Annotated in this window: 18 protein-coding genes, 1 tRNA gene and 1 pseudogene; 12 read left to right on the plus strand and 8 right to left on the minus strand. The window is 62.6% G+C overall.

Annotation, left to right across the window (positions count from 1 at the left end):
- Positions 1-8: 8 nt before the first annotated feature.
- A tRNA-Leu gene (locus tag EJ069_RS06110) sits at positions 9-94 on the minus strand.
- Between the two features lie 189 nt (positions 95-283).
- Between EJ069_RS06110 and EJ069_RS06115 the strand changes: the two genes are divergently transcribed.
- Positions 284-511, plus strand: a complete 228-nt coding sequence (locus EJ069_RS06115; RefSeq protein WP_126060544.1) for a hypothetical protein — start codon at positions 284-286, stop codon at positions 509-511.
- A 263-nt stretch (positions 512-774) separates the two neighbouring features.
- On the opposite strand, the gene EJ069_RS06120 is transcribed toward EJ069_RS06115, so the two are convergent.
- On the minus strand, positions 775-1,431 hold the full coding sequence (locus EJ069_RS06120; RefSeq protein WP_126060545.1) for an outer membrane protein: 657 nt from the start codon (positions 1,429-1,431) through the stop codon (positions 775-777).
- Between the two features lie 162 nt (positions 1,432-1,593).
- Between EJ069_RS06120 and ade the strand changes: the two genes are divergently transcribed.
- Positions 1,594-3,408: an adenine deaminase gene (gene ade / locus EJ069_RS06125; RefSeq protein WP_126064637.1), complete on the plus strand. Its 1,815-nt coding sequence runs from the start codon at positions 1,594-1,596 to the stop codon at positions 3,406-3,408.
- A 6-nt stretch (positions 3,409-3,414) separates the two neighbouring features.
- Here ade and EJ069_RS06130 read toward each other — a convergent pair whose 3' ends face one another.
- Both EJ069_RS06130 and EJ069_RS06135 read right to left on the minus strand, forming a co-directional pair.
- On the minus strand, positions 3,415-4,578 hold the full coding sequence (locus EJ069_RS06130; RefSeq protein WP_126060546.1) for an alpha/beta hydrolase: 1,164 nt from the start codon (positions 4,576-4,578) through the stop codon (positions 3,415-3,417).
- Positions 4,579-4,683: 105 nt separating this feature from the next.
- The gene (locus EJ069_RS06135) at positions 4,684-5,760 is read right to left on the minus strand and encodes an alpha/beta hydrolase (RefSeq protein ID WP_042644419.1); all 1,077 of its coding nucleotides are present in this window, start codon (positions 5,758-5,760) and stop codon (positions 4,684-4,686) included.
- Between the two features lie 231 nt (positions 5,761-5,991).
- On the opposite strand from EJ069_RS06135, the gene ilvA reads away from it, so the two are divergent.
- Together ilvA and EJ069_RS06145 are read left to right on the plus strand one after the other, a co-directional pair.
- On the plus strand, positions 5,992-7,248 hold the full coding sequence (gene ilvA / locus EJ069_RS06140) for a threonine ammonia-lyase IlvA (protein ID WP_126064638.1): 1,257 nt from the start codon (positions 5,992-5,994) through the stop codon (positions 7,246-7,248).
- Positions 7,245-7,805 carry a DUF1697 domain-containing protein gene (locus EJ069_RS06145; RefSeq protein WP_126060547.1) on the plus strand — a complete coding sequence of 187 codons (561 nt, stop codon included), beginning with the start codon at positions 7,245-7,247 and terminating at the stop codon, positions 7,803-7,805. The genes ilvA and EJ069_RS06145 overlap by 4 nt, the downstream gene beginning before the upstream one ends.
- Before the next feature lie 10 nt (positions 7,806-7,815).
- Here EJ069_RS06145 and EJ069_RS06150 read toward each other — a convergent pair whose 3' ends face one another.
- Complete coding sequence (locus tag EJ069_RS06150; RefSeq protein WP_126060548.1) at positions 7,816-8,103, minus strand: DUF2218 domain-containing protein; 288 nt, start codon at positions 8,101-8,103, stop codon at positions 7,816-7,818.
- A gap of 124 nt (positions 8,104-8,227) precedes the next feature.
- Positions 8,228-8,668, minus strand: a complete 441-nt coding sequence (gloA, locus tag EJ069_RS06155) for a lactoylglutathione lyase (protein WP_095818488.1) — start codon at positions 8,666-8,668, stop codon at positions 8,228-8,230.
- Between the two features lie 261 nt (positions 8,669-8,929).
- On the opposite strand from gloA, the gene EJ069_RS06160 reads away from it, so the two are divergent.
- The 4 genes from EJ069_RS06160 (at position 8,930) to EJ069_RS06175 (ending at position 11,440) form a co-directional block, all read left to right on the plus strand.
- Positions 8,930-9,523 (plus strand): cold-shock protein, encoded by a 594-nt coding sequence (locus tag EJ069_RS06160; RefSeq protein WP_126064639.1) that lies wholly within the window; start codon positions 8,930-8,932, stop codon positions 9,521-9,523.
- A gap of 114 nt (positions 9,524-9,637) precedes the next feature.
- Positions 9,638-10,132 carry a DUF192 domain-containing protein gene (locus tag EJ069_RS06165; RefSeq protein ID WP_126060549.1) on the plus strand — a complete coding sequence of 165 codons (495 nt, stop codon included), beginning with the start codon at positions 9,638-9,640 and terminating at the stop codon, positions 10,130-10,132.
- Between the two features lie 16 nt (positions 10,133-10,148).
- On the plus strand, positions 10,149-10,916 hold the full coding sequence (locus EJ069_RS06170) for an alpha/beta hydrolase (protein ID WP_126060550.1): 768 nt from the start codon (positions 10,149-10,151) through the stop codon (positions 10,914-10,916).
- A gap of 23 nt (positions 10,917-10,939) precedes the next feature.
- Complete coding sequence (locus EJ069_RS06175) at positions 10,940-11,440, plus strand: GNAT family N-acetyltransferase (protein WP_126060551.1); 501 nt, start codon at positions 10,940-10,942, stop codon at positions 11,438-11,440.
- Here the strand turns inward: EJ069_RS06175 and EJ069_RS06180 are convergent.
- Positions 11,437-12,045 carry a hypothetical protein gene (locus tag EJ069_RS06180; RefSeq protein WP_126060552.1) on the minus strand — a complete coding sequence of 203 codons (609 nt, stop codon included), beginning with the start codon at positions 12,043-12,045 and terminating at the stop codon, positions 11,437-11,439. The two genes, EJ069_RS06175 and EJ069_RS06180, sit on opposite strands and share 4 nt — an antisense overlap.
- A gap of 121 nt (positions 12,046-12,166) precedes the next feature.
- On the opposite strand from EJ069_RS06180, the gene cysE reads away from it, so the two are divergent.
- Both cysE and EJ069_RS06190 read left to right on the plus strand, forming a co-directional pair.
- Positions 12,167-13,015: a serine O-acetyltransferase gene (gene cysE / locus EJ069_RS06185; RefSeq protein ID WP_042644430.1), complete on the plus strand. Its 849-nt coding sequence runs from the start codon at positions 12,167-12,169 to the stop codon at positions 13,013-13,015.
- Positions 13,016-13,159: 144 nt separating this feature from the next.
- A complete protein-coding gene (locus EJ069_RS06190; RefSeq protein ID WP_042644432.1) occupies positions 13,160-13,363 on the plus strand; it encodes a DUF3126 family protein in 204 nt (67 codons plus the stop codon).
- Between the two features lie 69 nt (positions 13,364-13,432).
- Here the strand turns inward: EJ069_RS06190 and EJ069_RS06195 are convergent, their stop codons facing one another.
- Positions 13,433-14,020: a hypothetical protein gene (locus tag EJ069_RS06195; RefSeq protein ID WP_126060553.1), complete on the minus strand. Its 588-nt coding sequence runs from the start codon at positions 14,018-14,020 to the stop codon at positions 13,433-13,435.
- A 346-nt stretch (positions 14,021-14,366) separates the two neighbouring features.
- On the opposite strand from EJ069_RS06195, the pseudogene clpP reads away from it, so the two are divergent.
- Together clpP and clpX are read left to right on the plus strand one after the other, a co-directional pair.
- Positions 14,367-15,001, plus strand: a pseudogene (gene clpP / locus EJ069_RS06200) (ATP-dependent Clp endopeptidase proteolytic subunit ClpP).
- A 291-nt stretch (positions 15,002-15,292) separates the two neighbouring features.
- Positions 15,293-16,567, plus strand: coding sequence for an ATP-dependent Clp protease ATP-binding subunit ClpX (gene clpX, locus EJ069_RS06205; protein ID WP_040981372.1), 1,275 nt, complete (start codon positions 15,293-15,295; stop codon positions 16,565-16,567).
- Positions 16,568-16,774 lie beyond the last annotated feature (207 nt).

The following is a 16,774-nucleotide window of genomic DNA, read 5'->3' on the forward strand; positions in this document are numbered from 1 at the left end:
GCAAAGGGTGGTGCGGACGACGGGAATCGAACCCGTACGATCAGAGATCGAGGGATTTTAAGTCCCTTGCGTCTACCAATTCCGCCACGTCCGCAGGCGTGCCCTTTTCAGATGCCTGATTTGAGCCGTCAAGCGATGTTTCGGACCGACTGATTTTACACAGCCAGCCAGCATGCGATGGAGGTCCGAATTTAATATTAGCGATATGTAAAATGCAAAGTCCGCCAAACCGGTTTCGTTAGCCTTTCTGTGCCAGCATCGAGCTGGCTTTGATGGTGGAACCATGCGTGGGCCAGGCTGGATCCGGGGGCTGCGGGAGGCGGAGGCGCGGCAGCTGCGCTGCGAGATCGATCGGCTCGAGCGCGATCTGATCAAAGCCGCCAATTCGAAAGCCAAATGCAACCTGCACGACGTCGCGCATATGCTGCGCTGGCAGAAGGCCCGGCTCCAGCGATTGGAAGAATGCCTCGCCGCCATGCCGGCCGGAAAGATCGCTTCGGACGGATCCTGATCGGTCCGATTGCAACCTTGCGTCGAGGCTTAACCATTATTGGTCCTGCGCTTGCCGAGCAGGGGCACATTGGGAAGTGGCGCGATCGCGGAATTACGGTTTGCGGGGATGCCGTTAGGTTAGCCCACAAGGCGGATCGATCCGCCGAGGCCGGCGTCTACCAGGCCCCTACCCATTCCCCCGCCCCCTGCGGGCGCCGGCCACCTGATTTTCAAAAGACAACACAGGATGGCGCCTCAGCACTGGCGCTGCTGCGGCAAGCCTCAGAATTTATAGCTGAAATTCACGCCCAGCGTCTGCAGCTTCACGTCCTGATCGCGCTCGGTGAAGGTGTCTGAGGCGTCGAAATGCTCCTTGCCGAAATCGTAGTAGCGGTATTGCGCGCCGACGACGACATTGTTGGTCAAGGCATAGTCGACGCCGGCGCCGAGCGTCCAGCCGGTGCTGGTACGGGTCAGGGCAAAGCTTGTGCCTGCCGTCTGCGAGGTTTCGATGCCGGCGAAAGCGACGCCGCCAATGCCATAGATCAGCAGGCGATCCATGGCGTAGCCGGCCTTGGCATCAACCGATCCGAACCATTTGACGTCGGTGCCGAAGGTGTTTGCCGGGGCGGCATCGGCGGTGCCGTCGATCGAGGCGTAGTTGAGGTCGGCCTCGGCGCCGATCACGGCCTGGTCGAACTGCCAAAGGCCCGCGACATGGCCGCCGACGAAACCGCCGTCGATGTCGGGCTTGACCGAACCGCCGTCGACGGTGATGTCGGACCGGCCCCAGCCATAGCCGGCCTGCATGCCGGCATAATAGCCGGTCCAGTCGAAGCCGGGCGCGGTCATCGGCAGATCAGCGCCCAGATCCGCCGCCCAGGCAGACCCGGGCAGCAGGGCAAGAAAGCCGGCACTGGCGAGCGTCAGTCGACGCATCGGGCACTCCGAAATGGCGGTTCCGAAAGACTCCTTGGGAAAGACTAGCCCCTTTCGCCGCTGAACGGAATTGCATCTCTGCAACAGTGGTTTACGACCTGATGCTCTGGCTCCAGGCACCGACATTTGCCAAAGTGCCTCATGCAGAGGAACTCGCCAATGATGAACGCCAAGCCGACAAGCACCGTAAAATCCAAGCCGTGGACGGAGGTGGCGACACATCTGGTCGATGTCGCGATGGGCCGAAAGCCCGCGGATCTGGTCATCCGCAACGGGCGCTGGGTGAATGTCCATTCGGGCGAGATCATCCCCGGCACCGATATCGCGATCGCCGCCGGCCGCTTCGCCTATTGTGGGCCGAATGCCGGCCATGCCATCGGGCCGGGCACCAGGGTCGTCGATGCCGGCGGGCGCTATCTGGTGCCCGGCCTTTGCGACGCGCATATGCATGTCGAAAGCGGCATGGTGACGGTGACGGAGTTCTGCCGCGCGGTGATCCCGCATGGCACCACCTCGATGTTCATCGATCCGCACGAGATCGCCAATGTGCTCGGACTACCGGGAGTCAGGCTGATGCATGACGAGGCGGTGGCGATGCCGATCAATGTGCATGTGCAGATGCCCTCGTGCGTGCCGTCGGCGCCGGGACTGGAGCACGCCGGCGCCGAATTGACGGTCGCCGACGTGGCCGAGGCCATGACATGGGACAACATCATCGGGCTCGGCGAGGTGATGAATTTCCCCGGTGTCGCCGCCAACAATCCGGTGATGTCGGGCGAGATTGCCGAGACAGTCAAGGCCGGCAAGACGGTCGGCGGCCATTATGCATCGCCCGATCTCGGCCTGCCGTTCCATGGCTATGTCGCGGGCGGGGCGGAGGACGACCATGAAGGCACGCGCGCCGAGGACGCGATCGCGCGCGTGCGCCAGGGCATGAAGGCGATGCTGCGGCTGGGATCGGCCTGGTACGACGTCGCGGCGCAGATCAAGGCGGTGACCGAAGGCGGCATCGACCCGCGCAACTTCATCTTGTGCACCGATGACAGCCATTCCGGCACGCTGGTGCACGAAGGCCATATGGACCGGGTGGTACGGCATGCCATCCAACAGGGCCTGAAGCCGGTGACGGCGCTCCAGATGGCGACGCTCAACACCGCGCAGCATTTCAGGCTGGAGCGCGAGATCGGCTCGATCGCGCCGGGGCGACTGGCCGATCTTCTGATTGTTTCGGACCTTGCCCGGATGACCATCGACGAGGTCTATGGCCGCGGCGTCAGGCTGGCGAAGGCCGGCAAGCTCGAGATCGACATCCCCGCCTATGACTATCCGCAATCGGCGAAGAACACGGTCAAGCTCGGCAGGAAGCTCGCGGCGAAGGATTTCGACATTTCTGCGCCGCAGGGCGCCAACGAGGTGCGGGCGCGGGTGATCGGGGTGATCGAGAACCAGGCGCCGACGCGGGCGCTGGAGGCCGACCTGCCCGTCGAGGACGGGTTGGTCGCCATGGATCGGCGCAACGACATTTGCCAGATCGCCCTCGTCGAGCGCCATCGCGGCACGGGCGGCATCACCAATGCCTTCGTCTTCGGCTTCGGCTATGTGGAAGACTGCGCGATGGCGTCGAGCGTGGCGCATGACGCGCACCACATCATCGTCGTCGGCACCAACAAGCAAGACATGGCTTTGGCCGTCAACCGGCTGGGCGAGGTTGGGGGAGGCGTGGTGCTCTATTCCAAGGGCAAGGAACTGGCGCTGGTCGAGATGCCGATCGCCGGCCTGATGTCCGACGAACGCGCCGAGATCGTCGCGGCGAAAGCCGAGCAATTGACAGAGGCCATGCGCAAGGTCGGCTGCTCGCTCAACAACGCCTATATGCAGCACTCGCTGCTGGCGCTGGTGGTTATCCCGGAGCTCAGGATATCGGATGTCGGTCTTGTCGACGTGACGACCTTCCAGAAGGTCGATCTTTTTATCTAAAGCAGGTCATCCGCCTGTGGCGATGGTCAGCACCTTGAATGGTGTGGTTATGACCACTTCGGCCACCGATCCCACGGCTTTGCCGAGGCCTTGGCCGATATTGTCCAACCCGGCGCCCTGAGGTTCGCCCGCGCGCAGGGCCGCCGGCGTGCGCAGCCGGTCGCCAAGCAATTGCACCAGGATCGGGTTATCGGCGAATTTGGCATGGTTCAAACGGTCGCCGCCTTTGGTATTGGTCAGATCCGCAACAACCACGCCGTAACTCGCGAGATCGGCCGCATTGCCGTAGTCGCCGACGCGCGGCTTGTCGCCGGAGATGAAGCTCGACAGCTTCAGCGCTCGGTCGTCGCCTGAAAGCAGGATGGCGAAGGGCTTGTCGGGCTTGCCGTAGCGGATCATCTGCTTCTTGAAGACGTCGACGTCGATGTCAGGCGACGCCAGAACGACATAGCCGAGCTTGCCGTTGAGATCGCGATCTCCGGTGATGGCGAGCTGGCGCAGCGCCTCCATCGTCAGCCAGGTTCCCATCGAATGGGCGATGATGTCGATGCTCTTCACATGTGTCTTGGCAAGCATCCTCAGCGTAGCCTCGAGATCGTCGCGCGCGGCGGTGGAGCTGTCCTTGTCATAGATATAGCCGGTCGTCTTGCCGCTCGACGCCCAGGAAAACAGCACTGGTGTGCCGGGATAGTTCGTGTCATGCGCGATCTGCGTCAGGCGATAGACACCGTCGTCGAAGCCGTTGTTGAAGCCGTGCACGAAAACCAGGGCGCGGTCGCCACTTGTGGCGATGTTGGCGCCGACCGCCTTGGCGAATTGCGCGGCGTCTGCATAGTGGACGACGTCGGTGGCGGTGAACTGCTTGGCCGGGTTGCTGTCGGCCGATCCTTTGGCGCGCTCGATCGCGCCGACCTCATGGATCTTTGGAACCGTGACATCGACACGGGCGTAGCTGGTGGTCAGCGACCTGTCGCCGTCGAAGACCTGCCGCGGATCCTTGGTCGCCTGCTGGCGGGTGGTGGCGACGAAGATCTCATGCGTGGCGGCAATGTCGGACGCTGGCGCGGTGACGGGCTTGCGGTTGAGAAGGTCATGCGCGCTCTGGCCGGCGCAGCCGCTGACGGCGAGCGCAAACGCAAGGCCAAGCACGATCCTAACACGCAAGATCACCCGGGATCCCCCAAGGGCGGCAAACCTCTCCGACTATTCCGATAAAGCCAGAAGCCGGCCGGGTCCAGTTCTAAAGTGAATGCAAGGCGATGCCGCGCAATCGCGTTACTGGCTGGCGAGCTGGCGGATGCGGTCCGTCACGTCCCGGTCGCTGGCAAAGCCGTCGTCCTCGCGCAGCCGCTGGCCGATCATTTGCACCATCATCGGATTGTCGGCGAATTTGGTGTGATTGAAACTGTCGCTGCCCTTCATCTTGGAAAGGTCGACCACCGTGACGCCATAGGAGGCGAGGTCGGCGGCGTCCCGATAGTCACCGACGCGCGGCCGCGAGCCGGCAATCAGGCTGGAGAGCCTGAGCGCCCGGTCGTCATCCGACAGGAGCAGGATGAAGGGCTTGTCCGGCTTGCCGTAGCGCCGCATCTGGCTCTTGAACACGTCCACATCGATATCGGGCGAGGCGAGCACCACGTCGCCCAGCTTGCCACTCAGATCGCGGTCGCCGGTGATGGCGAGCTGGCGCAGTGTCTCCATCGTCACCCAGGTTCCCATCGAATGGGCGACGATGTCGATACGCCGGGCGCCGGTCTGCGCCAGCATCCTGAGCGTCACTTCCAACTGGTCCCGGGCGGCGGCGGCACTTTCCTTGTCATAGACATAATCGGTGGTCTTGGCCCCTGACGCCCAGGAGAACAGCACCGGCGTGCCGGGATAACCAGAATCATGGACGATCTGGGTCAGCCTGTAGACGGCGTCGTCGAAGCCGGTGTTGTAGCCATGGACAAAGACCATCACACGTCCGCCGCGGGCGTCGATGTCGGCGTTGAGGGCGCTGGTGAATTTGGGCTGCGTGTCGTAGCCGACGACTTCCGAGGCCATGAAATACTTGGTCGGATCGTCCGACTTGCCGCGCGAGCGGCGCTCGATCTGGCCGGTCTGGTGAACCGGCGGAACGGTGACGTTGACGCGGGCGTAGTTGAGCGTCGCGGAGCGTTCGCCGTCGAAGACCTTGTTGGGATCGTCGGACCGCTTGCGCGTGGTGGCAATGAAGATCGAATGGTTGCCCGCGATCTCGGTCGCCTGGGTCGGCACGACCACGCTGCCCAGGATTTCCTGCGTCTGGGGACCCGCGCAGCCTGCCGTCAGCAGCGCAAGGGCAATGATGAAAATCGTCTTCAACCGCACGTCGACACTTCCGCTGCAATTCCACTTTGGCCGCGATTGGCCGTCCACCTCCGCGGAAATCTCCCGGACAGCCGAAGTGCGGCTAAAGTAAGTCGTGTCCAGCGGAATTTGGCTCAGCGACGGGCGAGCACCATCGTGGTGTTGCGCGAAAGCCAAAAGGGCGGCAGGAAGGTTGCGGGCACCGGCAGGGTGCTGGCGCGTGCCGGCGAGATCGAAAATGAGGGACTTGTAGTGAACAGCTTTTCCGCCCGCGTCGCCGTGGCCGCCGAGGCGATCCGCGAAATCTTTCCGGAAACGCCGCTCCAGGAGAACGACTATCTGTCGAAGAAGACCGGCGCTCGCGTCCTTTTGAAGCGCGAGGATCTGACGCCGGTGCGTTCCTACAAGATCAGGGGCGCCTTCAACTTCTTCCGCAAGGCGCTTGCCGCCGGCAACAATGCGGAGCTGTTCGTCTGCGCCTCGGCCGGCAACCATGCGCAGGGCTTTGCCTTTGTCTGCCGCCATTTCGGCAAGAAGGGCGTCGTGTTCATGCCGGTGACGACGCCGCAGCAGAAGATCGACAAGACGCGGCTGTTCGGCGGCGATTTCGTCGAGATCAGGCTGATCGGCGACTTCTTCGACGATTGCTACCGCGCCGCCTTCGAATTCACCGAAAGCGCCGCCGCGCATATGGTGCCGCCCTTCGACCACAAGGACATCATCGAGGGCCAGGCCACCGTGGCCTACGAAATCGCGGCGCAGACGCCGGGCGGGCGCGTGCCCGACATCGTCATGCTGCCGGTGGGCGGCGGCGGCCTTGCCGCCGGCGTGACCCACTATTTCGCCGACCAGCATCGCGACCCGCGTTTCGTGTTCTGCGAACCTGCCGGCGCGCCGAGCCTGCGTGAAAGCCTTGCCAGCGGCAAGCGGGTGAAGCTCGCCAAGGTCGACAATTTCGTTGACGGCGCCGCGGTGGCCGAGATCGGCCGCGAGCCGCTGCGCCACCTCAAGGACTTCACCGCCGACGCCGTGCGGCTGGTTCCGGAGAACCGGCTCTGCGCCACCATGATCGAGATGCTCAACGTCGAGGGCGTGGTGCTGGAGCCGGCCGGCGCGCTGGCTATCGACGCGCTCAAGGATTTTTCACGCAAGGAGATCAGGGGCAAGACCATCGTCGCGGTCGTATCCGGCGGCAATTTCGACTTCGAGCGGCTGCCCGACGTGAAGGAACGGGCGTTGCGCTTCGAGGGGCTGAAGAAGTATTTCATCATCCGCTTTCCGCAGCGGCCGGGTGCATTGCGCGATTTCCTCGAAATGCTCGGTCCCGACGACGACATCGCCCGCTTCGAATATCTGAAGAAGTCGGCGCGCAATTTCGGCTCGGTGCTGATCGGCATCGAGACCAAGGACCGGCGCAATTTCGACCTGCTGAAGGCTAACTTCGACGCCGAGGGCGTGCAGTATCAGGATATCACAGACAACGAGACGCTGGCGGGCTTCATCATATGAGCGCAAAGCGAGGCACGGTCTTCTTCGCGTTGTTTTCCGGCATCAATGTCGGTGGCAACCGCATCGTCAAGATGGCGGAGCTCAAAGCCTTCTTCGAGGGCCTCGGCTTCACCGATGTCGCGACCTATGTGCAGAGCGGCAACGTCGTGTTCCGGGCGAAGAAAGGCGATGCGGCGGCGCTCACCAAGGAGATCGAGGCGGCCTTCGAGAAGAAATGGGATTTCAATTCGCGCATCATGGTGCGCGATGCCGGCTGGTTCGAGCGGCTGGTGAAGGACAATCCCTATCCCGAGATATCGGGGGAACCGACCAAGCTGCATGCCTATGCGCTGGAGCGCGAGCCGACGGCCGAGGAGACGCAGCGCCTCGCGGACAAATGCACCGGCCCCGAACGGTTCGAGATCAAGGGCGACGTGCTTTACCTTCACGCGCCGGACGGGCTCGGCAAATCGGTGTTCGCCAATCTGATCCCGCGCACCTTGAAGGTGCCGGGCACGGCGCGAAACTGGCGCAGCGTGCTGGCGTTGCTCGAAATGGCCGGCAAGGCCGACGGCTGATCGCCGATTGTCAGGCAGCCTTTTGCCAGTCGACGCTCAATTCCTCGCGGAAGGCGAAGCGCTTGATATGGTCGGCGACCACGCTCTCCAGTCGCTCCAGCGAAGCTTCGTCGTCGGCAGCGAGCGCGATGTGCAGCGCCTGATCGTCGGCGTCCATGACGGTGCGGCCGATCGAGAGCTGGATAGCGCCATGCCGCGGGTCGAACTCAACCGGGAATTTGTGCGACCAGTGCTTGCAGAGCTGCTGCAGATAGCGGCTGGCATGTTCGGTGGCGACATCGGCGCGGCTGGTCAGCATGAAATTCTCCTGGCGGATGAAGAAACGCCGGCCTGGATGAGGCTGGCGCCAATTCCCGGTAGATAGGCGGTATCTGGCCAAACGCCAGCGGCGTCCAGGCAAATCGGCGCGGGTTCGCCGGGTTTTACCAGACGCCCGTGTTCGCCATCGACGCCCAAGGTTCGGCCTTTGCCTTGGCCGGGCCTTTCTGCAGGAGCTCGATCGAGATGCCGTCAGGCGAGCGGATGAAGGCCATGTTGCCGTCGCGCGGCGGACGGTTGATGGTCACGCCGCTGTCCATCAGCTTCTGGCAGGTGGCGTAGATGTCGTCGACCTCATAGGCGAGGTGGCCGAAATTGCGGCCGCCCTTGTAGTCCTCCGGGTCCCAATTGTAGGTCAGCTCGACCAGCGGCGCCTTCTCGTTGATGCCGCTCTGCTCATCTTCCGGCGCGGCAAGGAAGATCAGCGTGTAGCGGCCCTGCTCGTTTTCGTAGCGGCGGACCTCCTTCAGGCCGAGCTTGTTGCAGTAGAAATCGAGCGACTGGTCGATATCGGCGACGCGGACCATTGTGTGCAGATAGCGCATGGCGGCTTCCTAGGCTTGTTGGGGTTGTGAGGCACCATAGGGGCCACCCGGCGAAAGGGCAATCGTCCGACAATAGCGGCGGCGGGATCGATTTTAGGGCCTCGCCATTCGTCTCCGGGAAGCGCCGGCAAACAACAATTCAGCCTTTCCGGTGGTGAACGGTGAAAAAAGGCACGTCAGCCCTTGCACACCCCGGAAGCCGCAGTGTTAATCTCTCGGCAAGAATCAGTTGCAGTTCGATTTGAAAAAGGGGGCATTCTTATGGGGGAAAAAGCCTCTTTCACGAGGCGGGACGGCAGCCTTGACGACGCCTTGAAGCGGGACAATGGCGGCGACTCCGCCGAGCTTGTCGAAATCGCCGGGGCTATCAAATGGTTCGACGTGGCCAAGGGCTACGGCTTCATCCTTCCGGACGACGGCGTCTCGGGTGACATCCTCCTCCATGTGACTTGTCTTCGAAAGGACGGCTTCCAGACGGCGCTCGAGGGCGCGCGGGTCGTCTGCCTGGTGAAACAGGGCGAGCGCGGATTGCAGGCTTTCCGCGTCCTGTCCATGGATGCCTCGACGGCCGTCCATCCGGCAGAGCAGGAACAGCGCACCCACGTTACCGTCAGCCCGGAGAGCGGCCTCGAGCGAGCCTTGGTCAAGTGGTTCAACCGCACCAAAGGTTTCGGCTTCCTGACGCGGGGCGAGGGAACCGAAGATATCTTCGTCCACATGGAAACCTTGCGGCGCTACGGCATAACCGAGCTCCGGCCCGGCCAGGTCGTGCTGGTGCGCTTCGGACGTGGCGACAAAGGCCTTATGGCCGCCGAAATCCACCCCGATATGGGTACCTTGTCGGTCTCGCATTAAGGGCTTCTCGACGCCGTCGAAAAGCGCCTTTGCCGTGGACCGACTATCTTGTCCGAAAACCGGTTCCACTTCCGCGGATCATGGTTTAGGACGAGCGTCTGGACGAGGTACCCCATGGCTCATCGCAATTGGCTGACTGCGGGCGCGCTCTGCGCCGCGATCGTTTTCGCCGCCTGTTTCATGGCCGCGAAGCCGAGTTCGGCGGATGCGATGCTGCTGCCGATCGACCGGACGCCGTTGGTGGTGGCGACTGGTTCGGGCGAGCGTTCCTTCTCCATCGAGATCGCCGACACTTCCGCGGAGCGGGAGGCGGGCCTGATGTTCCGCCGGACGATGGCCGACGATCACGGCATGTTGTTCGTCTTCGAAAGAACGGACGAGGTCGATTTCTGGATGAAGAACACGCCGATGGCGCTTGACCTCATCTTCATCGGTGAGGACGGCAGGATCAAAGCCATCAAGCGCGGCGAGCCCGATTCCGAGGCGATCATCTCTCCCGGACAGCCGGTGCGCTTCGTGCTTGAGCTGAAGGCAGGCACGGCCGCCAGGGACGGCATCAAGGAAGGCGATCTTTTGCGCCATCCGGCCATCGGCGCCGCATCCAACTGAAAAGCAGTTTCTGCCGATGCAATTCCTTTCGCATGACGGTTTCGAACTCGCCTATCTCGATCGCCAGCCGGCCTCGGGGCAGGGCGACCCCGTTCTGATGATCCATGGCTTTGCCTCCAGCCACTATGTCAACTGGGTCTCGCCGGGCTGGTTCAAGACGCTGAACGACGCCGGCTACCGGGCGATTGCCTTCGACCATCGCGGCCATGGCTCGTCGTCGAAGAGCTATGACGAGGCCGATTACACGCCGGCCAAGATGGCTTCCGATGCGGCCGCGCTGCTCGATCACCTCGGCATCGAACGCGCCCATGTCATGGGCTATTCGATGGGCGCGCGGATTTCGGCCTTCCTGGCGCTTTCCGACCCGCAGAAGGTCGTGACGCTGGTGTTCGGTGGCCTCGGCATCGGCATGGTCGACGGCGTCGGCGACTGGGACCCGATCGCGGCGGCGCTGTTGGCGGAAGACCCGTCGCAAAACACGCATCCGCGCGGCCGCTCCTTCCGCGCCTTTGCAGACCAGACCCGCAGCGACAGGCGCGCTCTCGCGGCGTGCATCGCAACTTCGCGCGAGCTGCTCAGCGAGGACGACATGGCGCGCATCGCCCAGCCGACGCTGATCGCGGTCGGCACGAAGGACGATATCGGCGGCTCGCCGGACGAGCTCGCCGCCCTGATGCCCAATGCCAGGGCGTTCCACATCGAGGGACGCGACCATATGCTCGCCGTCGGCGACAAGAGCTTCAAGCAGCGCGTGCTCAAGTTCTACGCCGAATATCCGCTCTGAGCGCGCTCGCTCTACGCCTGACCGTGGTCGATCTTCTCGTCACCTACATGGAGATGTCCGCGCCGCCCCAGGGCGCGCCGCGTGCGTCACCTTTGCCCGGCGCCATCGTGGCGCGCGAAAGGCTCGATCCTTCCAGATATCTCGATCTCTACGGCGCGGTCGGCGGTCCAGTGCAATGGGACCAGCGGCTGCGGGTGCCCGGGGCGGAACTCGAAACGCTGCTCGCCGACGATACCACGCATATCCACGTGCTGCGCCTCGATGGCGAAGCCGGTGGATTCTGCGAGTTCAACCATGTCGGGCAGCCGGCAGTCGAGCTCGTTCATTTCGGGCTGGTCCCAGCTTTTCAAGGCAAGCGGCTTGGGCCGTTCCTGCTCGACCAGGCGTTGCGCTCGGCATGGTCGCATCGGCCGGAACGGCTTTGGCTTCACACCGACACTTACGATCATCCAGCCGCGCAGTCAGTGTACGGGCGCGCGGGATTCAGCGCCTATGCGCGACGGACGGAAACTTTTCCGGATTAAGCCATCCTGCCTTCCAGCGCCGCGAGTGATCGCTCGATGTTCTGCCTCGCCTTGGCCTCGAACCGGTTCCGGAACTCGGTCGTATAGAAAACGTGCGGCCGGGCGAGGAAGCTTTTCAGCACGCCCGCGCGACCGGCGCGCCACATCGGCTCCTCCACCCAGCCATATTCCAGCCGGACCGCCTTTTCATAGGCGTCGAACACCGCCGGTTCGGCGCCGAGGATCGCCAGATCCATGTCGAGCAGAAGAGCAGCATCTTTGAGCGCGTCCGCATCGCGGAAAGGTGGCAGTTGGTGCGTGGCGGTGGCGTTGATCATCGCTGCTATGCGGGCGAGGCGGTGGGGATCGACGCGCCCAGACAGCCTTTTCTCGGCCAGTTCGGCGCTTTTTGCTTCATTGTCCTTGGCGCGGCTGTCATAAACGGCGTCGTGGAACCAGATCGCGGCTTCTACGGCCTGCGGATCATCGAGAAGGTGTCGATATTCGCTTGCCAGCGCCAGCATCGCCTCGATGTGGGACAAGCCGTGATAGTGGCGATCTTCGGCGCTATAGAGCGCCGCAAGCTCGCTTTTCAGCGCCTCGTTGATCAAGGGTTCGTTTTCCATCGTCGCTTGAATCTGCGTGAACCAGGTCCATTTGACAAAGCACTAAGGAAAATTGAGTTCAACCGTGCTATGATTTCGCTTATATGTGCCGCCCAAGAATGAGCAAGGCCGGAGACCGTCGATGAACAGCATTACGATTGCCCGCCCCAGCATGGTGCAGCCGGTCGATCCGATCTGGCGGTCGATCCGCGACGAGGCGATGGAGGCGGTGAACCGCGATCCCTTGCTTGCGGCCTTCCTCTATTCGACCATCCTCAACCAGGAGAGCCTGGAAGAAGCGGTGATCCACCGGCTTGCCGAGCGCCTGGCGCATCAGGACATCGGCTCCGATCTCATCCGCCAGACCTTCAAGGCGATGCTGGACGACGATCCGGAGTGGAGCACGACGGTTCGCGTCGACATCCAGGCCTATTACGACCGCGACCCGGCCTGCGACCGCTTCATCATGCCGGTCCTCTATTTCAAGGGTTTTCACGCCATCCAGACGCACCGGCTGGCGCATTGGCTGTGGAACCATGGCCGCAGGGATTTCGCGCTCTATCTGCAGAGCCGCTCGTCCTCGGTGTTCCAGACCGACATCAATCCGGCCGCCCGCATCGGCAAGGGCATCTTCCTCGACCATGCCACGGGCCTTGTCGTCGGCCAGACGGCCGTCATCGAGGATGACGTGTCGATCCTGCATGGGGTGACGCTGGGCGGCACCGGCAAGGCCAATGGCGACCGCCATCCGAAGATCCGCCGCGGCGTGCTGATCGGCGCCGGCGCCAAGATCCTCGGCAATATTGAGATCGGCCATTGCTCCAAGATCGCGGCCGGCTCGGTCGTGCTGTCGCCCGTGCCGCACAACAAGACGGTCGCCGGCGTGCCTGCGCGCGTCGTCGGCGAGACCGGCTGCGACCAGCCTTCGCGGCAGATGGACCAGCTCCTGCCGTCGCAGAGCATGGACCACGTGGTCAGCTTCGACATCTGACCGAGGCTTACCGGCGGCCGAATTGGCCGCCGGTTCCGCTTGGCTGTTCTCCCATGTTATCCTGCCGGCTTGCCTTTACATGGCCATCGTTGGCGTGTCAGAAGCGCGTTCCCACGAACAAGGCCGACATTTCGGAGAAGACTTTTGAAGCCTGACGAAATCAGAAAGCTCGACGCCTATTTCAAGCGCGTCTTCCAGAACCCCAAGCTGCAGGTCAAGGCGCGTCCGCGCAAGGAAGACTCGGCCGAGGTCTATGTCGGCGACGAATTCCTCGGCATCGTCTTCAAGGATGAGGACGACGGCGACTATAATTTCTCGATGGCCATTCTCGACATCGATCTGGGGTAGGCCAGCAACAGGCGCGGTCGGTACGCGGCAACGCAGCCCGGCCGACTGCAACCCGCAGGCGAGTACCGCCTAATCCTGGCAATGCCGGGGAATGTGCACCCGACGCCAGCTGGTGGAACCTTCCCGCACCACCACCCGGCGCGCCACCGTCCCGTATGAAGGCGGGATTTCCCGGATGCGGACTTGCTGCGGCCGCACCAGCACTTCGTGGGCAACCGCTTCATACTCCGCCGGCTGAACGACGCGCCGGACGCGCTCCGGCTGGACCACAACCGTTTCGGCGACGCGCGCATAGCGGGCCTTGCGCCATACCTTGCACAGCACCTTGCGGCCATGGATGACGCGCCACTCCCAGGCATAGCCGCCATTATCGACCTTGACCGTGTGGTAGACCGTGCGCGTGACCGCCGGGACGGTCTCATAAGTGACACGCGGCGGCGCGATCTGGTCCACGCTTTGATAGGCGCCGAAGATCGGCGCGTCGTAATCGACAACCTGTCCGCCGGGGCTCAGCATCACATCCTCGTAGACGGTGTCATAGAGCGCCGGCCTGTGGATCGGCTCGTAGCATTCGAGCGCGCGGCTGCCGGCGGCGGTTCCTGAGACGCTGGCAAGCATCGCGACCGCCGCCAGCGATACGGAGTGTTTGCGGATCATGACATTCCCCCGTTTGAAAAGGACGCCTTCACAACGCAGGACTGTAGCGGAAGGTCCGGGGTCGGACAGTGATTTCAAGGCTTTTCGTTAAGCGGCGCGGTTAAGGAATTGCTACCTTGCGGATGGCTTCGTGCGGCCAACCAGAACCGAAGCCGTCTCGCGCGATCAAATCAGCGGTATTTCACGAGCCGGCCGCGCTTTACTCGACTTAACCAGATGGCTAGGAGAGGCGGCCTTGCGCTAGGGTGAGCCGGCATCCTATTTAGGTCGTAACCGATCCAGAACGATTCCGCGCCGTTGCTCGTATACCAAGGTGCCGGAAATCCATCTCCAACAAGGGTAGTCCATGAAGAACCCCGTTGAAACCTACATGAACCTCGTTCCGATGGTGGTCGAGCAGACCAATCGCGGCGAGCGCGCCTATGACATTTTCTCGCGCCTCTTGAAGGAACGCATCATCTTCATCACCGGTCCGGTCGAGGACGGGATGGCGACGCTGGTTTGTGCACAGCTTTTGTTCCTCGAGGCGGAGAACCCAAGAAGGAAATCAACCTCTACATCAATTCGCCGGGCGGCGTCGTCACCTCGGGCATGGCGATCTACGACACCATGCAGTTCATCAAGCCGGCCGTGTCGACGCTCTGCATCGGCCAGGCAGCCTCGATGGGGTCGCTGCTTCTGACTGCCGGCCACAAGGACATGCGTTTCGCCACGCCGAACGCTCGGATCATGGTCCATCAGCCGTCCGGCGGCTTCCAGGGTCAGGCGTCGGACATTGAACGTCATGCGCAGGACATCATCAAGCTGAAGCGCCGCTTGAACGAGGTCTATGTCAAGCATACCGGCAAGAGCTATGAGGAGATCGAGCGGACGCTCGACCGCGACCACTTCATGACCGCGGACGAAGCCCGGGATTTCGGTCTGATCGACAAGGTCATCTCGAGCCGCGAGGCCGCCGAGACAGCCACGGCTTCAGCCTGATTTCGGCAGCAAATGACAGCATAACGCGCTTTTGGCGCGGCTTGCGGCATTTCGGCCACATTTGGCTGTTCCCTCAGGCGTTGGGATTGCCTACGTTAAGGCTATGTTGATTTTCGACGGCTTAGCTTTGCATGGGGTTGCTGCGAATCATTGCCGCGTTTTCTGATTTCGTGTTTCGTACGGAATGCGCTGTGTGAGCCGGGACACTGGCGGGGGCGGATTCCCGCGATAGATTGGTGAGACGTCACTGAAAGCCAGACCATCGGCGGGCGTTGGTGAAAGGACAGAAAAATGAGCAAGGTCAGCAACGGCGGTGGTGATTCAAAGAACACGCTTTACTGCTCGTTTTGCGGCAAGAGCCAGCACGAAGTCCGCAAGCTGATCGCCGGACCGACCGTCTTCATCTGCGACGAGTGCGTTGAGCTCTGCATGGACATCATCCGCGAGGAGAACAAGACCTCGATGGTGAAGTCGCGCGAGGGCGTGCCGACCCCGCAGGAGATCCTCAAGGTCCTCGACGACTATGTCATCGGCCAGCCCTACGCCAAGCGCGTGCTGTCGGTGGCGGTGCACAACCACTACAAGCGCCTCGCGCATGCCGGCAAGAACAACGACGTCGAGCTGGCAAAATCGAACATCCTGCTCATCGGACCGACCGGCTGCGGCAAGACGCTGCTGGCGCAGACGCTCGCCCGCATCATCGACGTGCCCTTCACCATGGCCGACGCCACGACGCTGACCGAGGCAGGCTATGTCGGCGAGGACGTCGAGAACATCATCCTGAAGCTGTTGCAGTCGGCCGACTACAATGTCGAGCGCGCCCAGCGCGGCATCGTCTATATCGACGAGATCGACAAGATCTCGCGCAAGTCGGACAATCCCTCGATCACCCGCGACGTGTCGGGCGAGGGCGTGCAGCAGGCTTTGCTCAAGATCATGGAAGGCACGGTCGCTTCCGTGCCGCCGCAGGGCGGCCGCAAGCATCCGCAGCAGGAATTCCTGCAGGTCGACACCGCCAACATCCTGTTCATCTGCGGCGGCGCCTTCGCGGGCCTCGACAAGATCATTTCGGATCGCGGCCGCAAGACCTCGATCGGCTTCGGCGCGACCGTGGCCTCGCCCGAGGATCGCCGCACTGGCGACCTGTTCCGCCAGGTCGAGCCGGAGGATCTGTTGAAATTCGGCCTGATCCCGGAATTCGTCGGCCGTCTGCCGGTCCTGGCGACGCTGGAAGACCTCGACGAGCCGGCGCTGATCCAGATCCTGACAGAGCCGAAGAACGCGCTGGTCAAGCAGTATCAGCGGCTGTTCGAGATGGAGAATGTGGATCTGACCTTCCACGAGAACGCGCTGTCGGCGATCGCCAAGCGCGCGATCGAGCGCAAGACCGGCGCGCGCGGCCTGCGCTCCATCATGGAAGCGATCCTGCTCGACACGATGTTCGAGCTTCCGGCGCTGGAAGGCGTGCGCGAAGTGGTGATTTCGGAAGAGGTGGTGTCCGGCAACGCAAGGCCGCTCTACATATATTCCGAGCAGAAGGAAAAGAAGGGCAATGTCAGCGCCTGAAATGGCACTGGACCCGTCATTTTCATGGAACGGCGCCCGCGTGGCGCCGTTTTGCTGTCAATGGGGCGCGGATATGCGATGGAACTGGTCGAGCGACCGTGTTAACCCTTGATCTTTGCCCCGGCTGCATCCACCTAACAGCAGAAGGCCGAGGCGCCGAATTCTGTGCTGTAAAACTCCCGTCACAAACGGTGGTAGGCGGAACGA

This window comes from Mesorhizobium sp. M2A.F.Ca.ET.043.05.1.1, assembly GCF_003952445.1.
Taxonomy (GTDB): Bacteria; Pseudomonadota; Alphaproteobacteria; order Rhizobiales; family Rhizobiaceae; genus Mesorhizobium.

Coding starts and splice junctions, on each gene's coding strand:
- EJ069_RS06165 (WP_126060549.1), top strand. CDS start 9,638: ATGGCTCATCGCAATTGGCTGACTGCGGGCGCGCTCTGCGCCGCGATC.
- clpX (WP_040981372.1), top strand. CDS start 15,293: ATGAGCAAGGTCAGCAACGGCGGTGGTGATTCAAAGAACACGCTTTAC.
- ade (WP_126064637.1), top strand. CDS start 1,594: ATGAACGCCAAGCCGACAAGCACCGTAAAATCCAAGCCGTGGACGGAG.
- EJ069_RS06115 (WP_126060544.1), top strand. CDS start 284: ATGCGTGGGCCAGGCTGGATCCGGGGGCTGCGGGAGGCGGAGGCGCGG.
- EJ069_RS06180 (WP_126060552.1), bottom strand. CDS start 12,045: ATGGAAAACGAACCCTTGATCAACGAGGCGCTGAAAAGCGAGCTTGCG.
- EJ069_RS06150 (WP_126060548.1), bottom strand. CDS start 8,103: ATGCTGACCAGCCGCGCCGATGTCGCCACCGAACATGCCAGCCGCTAT.
- cysE (WP_042644430.1), top strand. CDS start 12,167: ATGAACAGCATTACGATTGCCCGCCCCAGCATGGTGCAGCCGGTCGAT.
- EJ069_RS06170 (WP_126060550.1), top strand. CDS start 10,149: ATGCAATTCCTTTCGCATGACGGTTTCGAACTCGCCTATCTCGATCGC.
- EJ069_RS06195 (WP_126060553.1), bottom strand. CDS start 14,020: ATGATCCGCAAACACTCCGTATCGCTGGCGGCGGTCGCGATGCTTGCC.
- gloA (WP_095818488.1), bottom strand. CDS start 8,668: ATGCGCTATCTGCACACAATGGTCCGCGTCGCCGATATCGACCAGTCG.
- EJ069_RS06120 (WP_126060545.1), bottom strand. CDS start 1,431: ATGCGTCGACTGACGCTCGCCAGTGCCGGCTTTCTTGCCCTGCTGCCC.
- EJ069_RS06160 (WP_126064639.1), top strand. CDS start 8,930: ATGGGGGAAAAAGCCTCTTTCACGAGGCGGGACGGCAGCCTTGACGAC.
- EJ069_RS06145 (WP_126060547.1), top strand. CDS start 7,245: ATGAGCGCAAAGCGAGGCACGGTCTTCTTCGCGTTGTTTTCCGGCATC.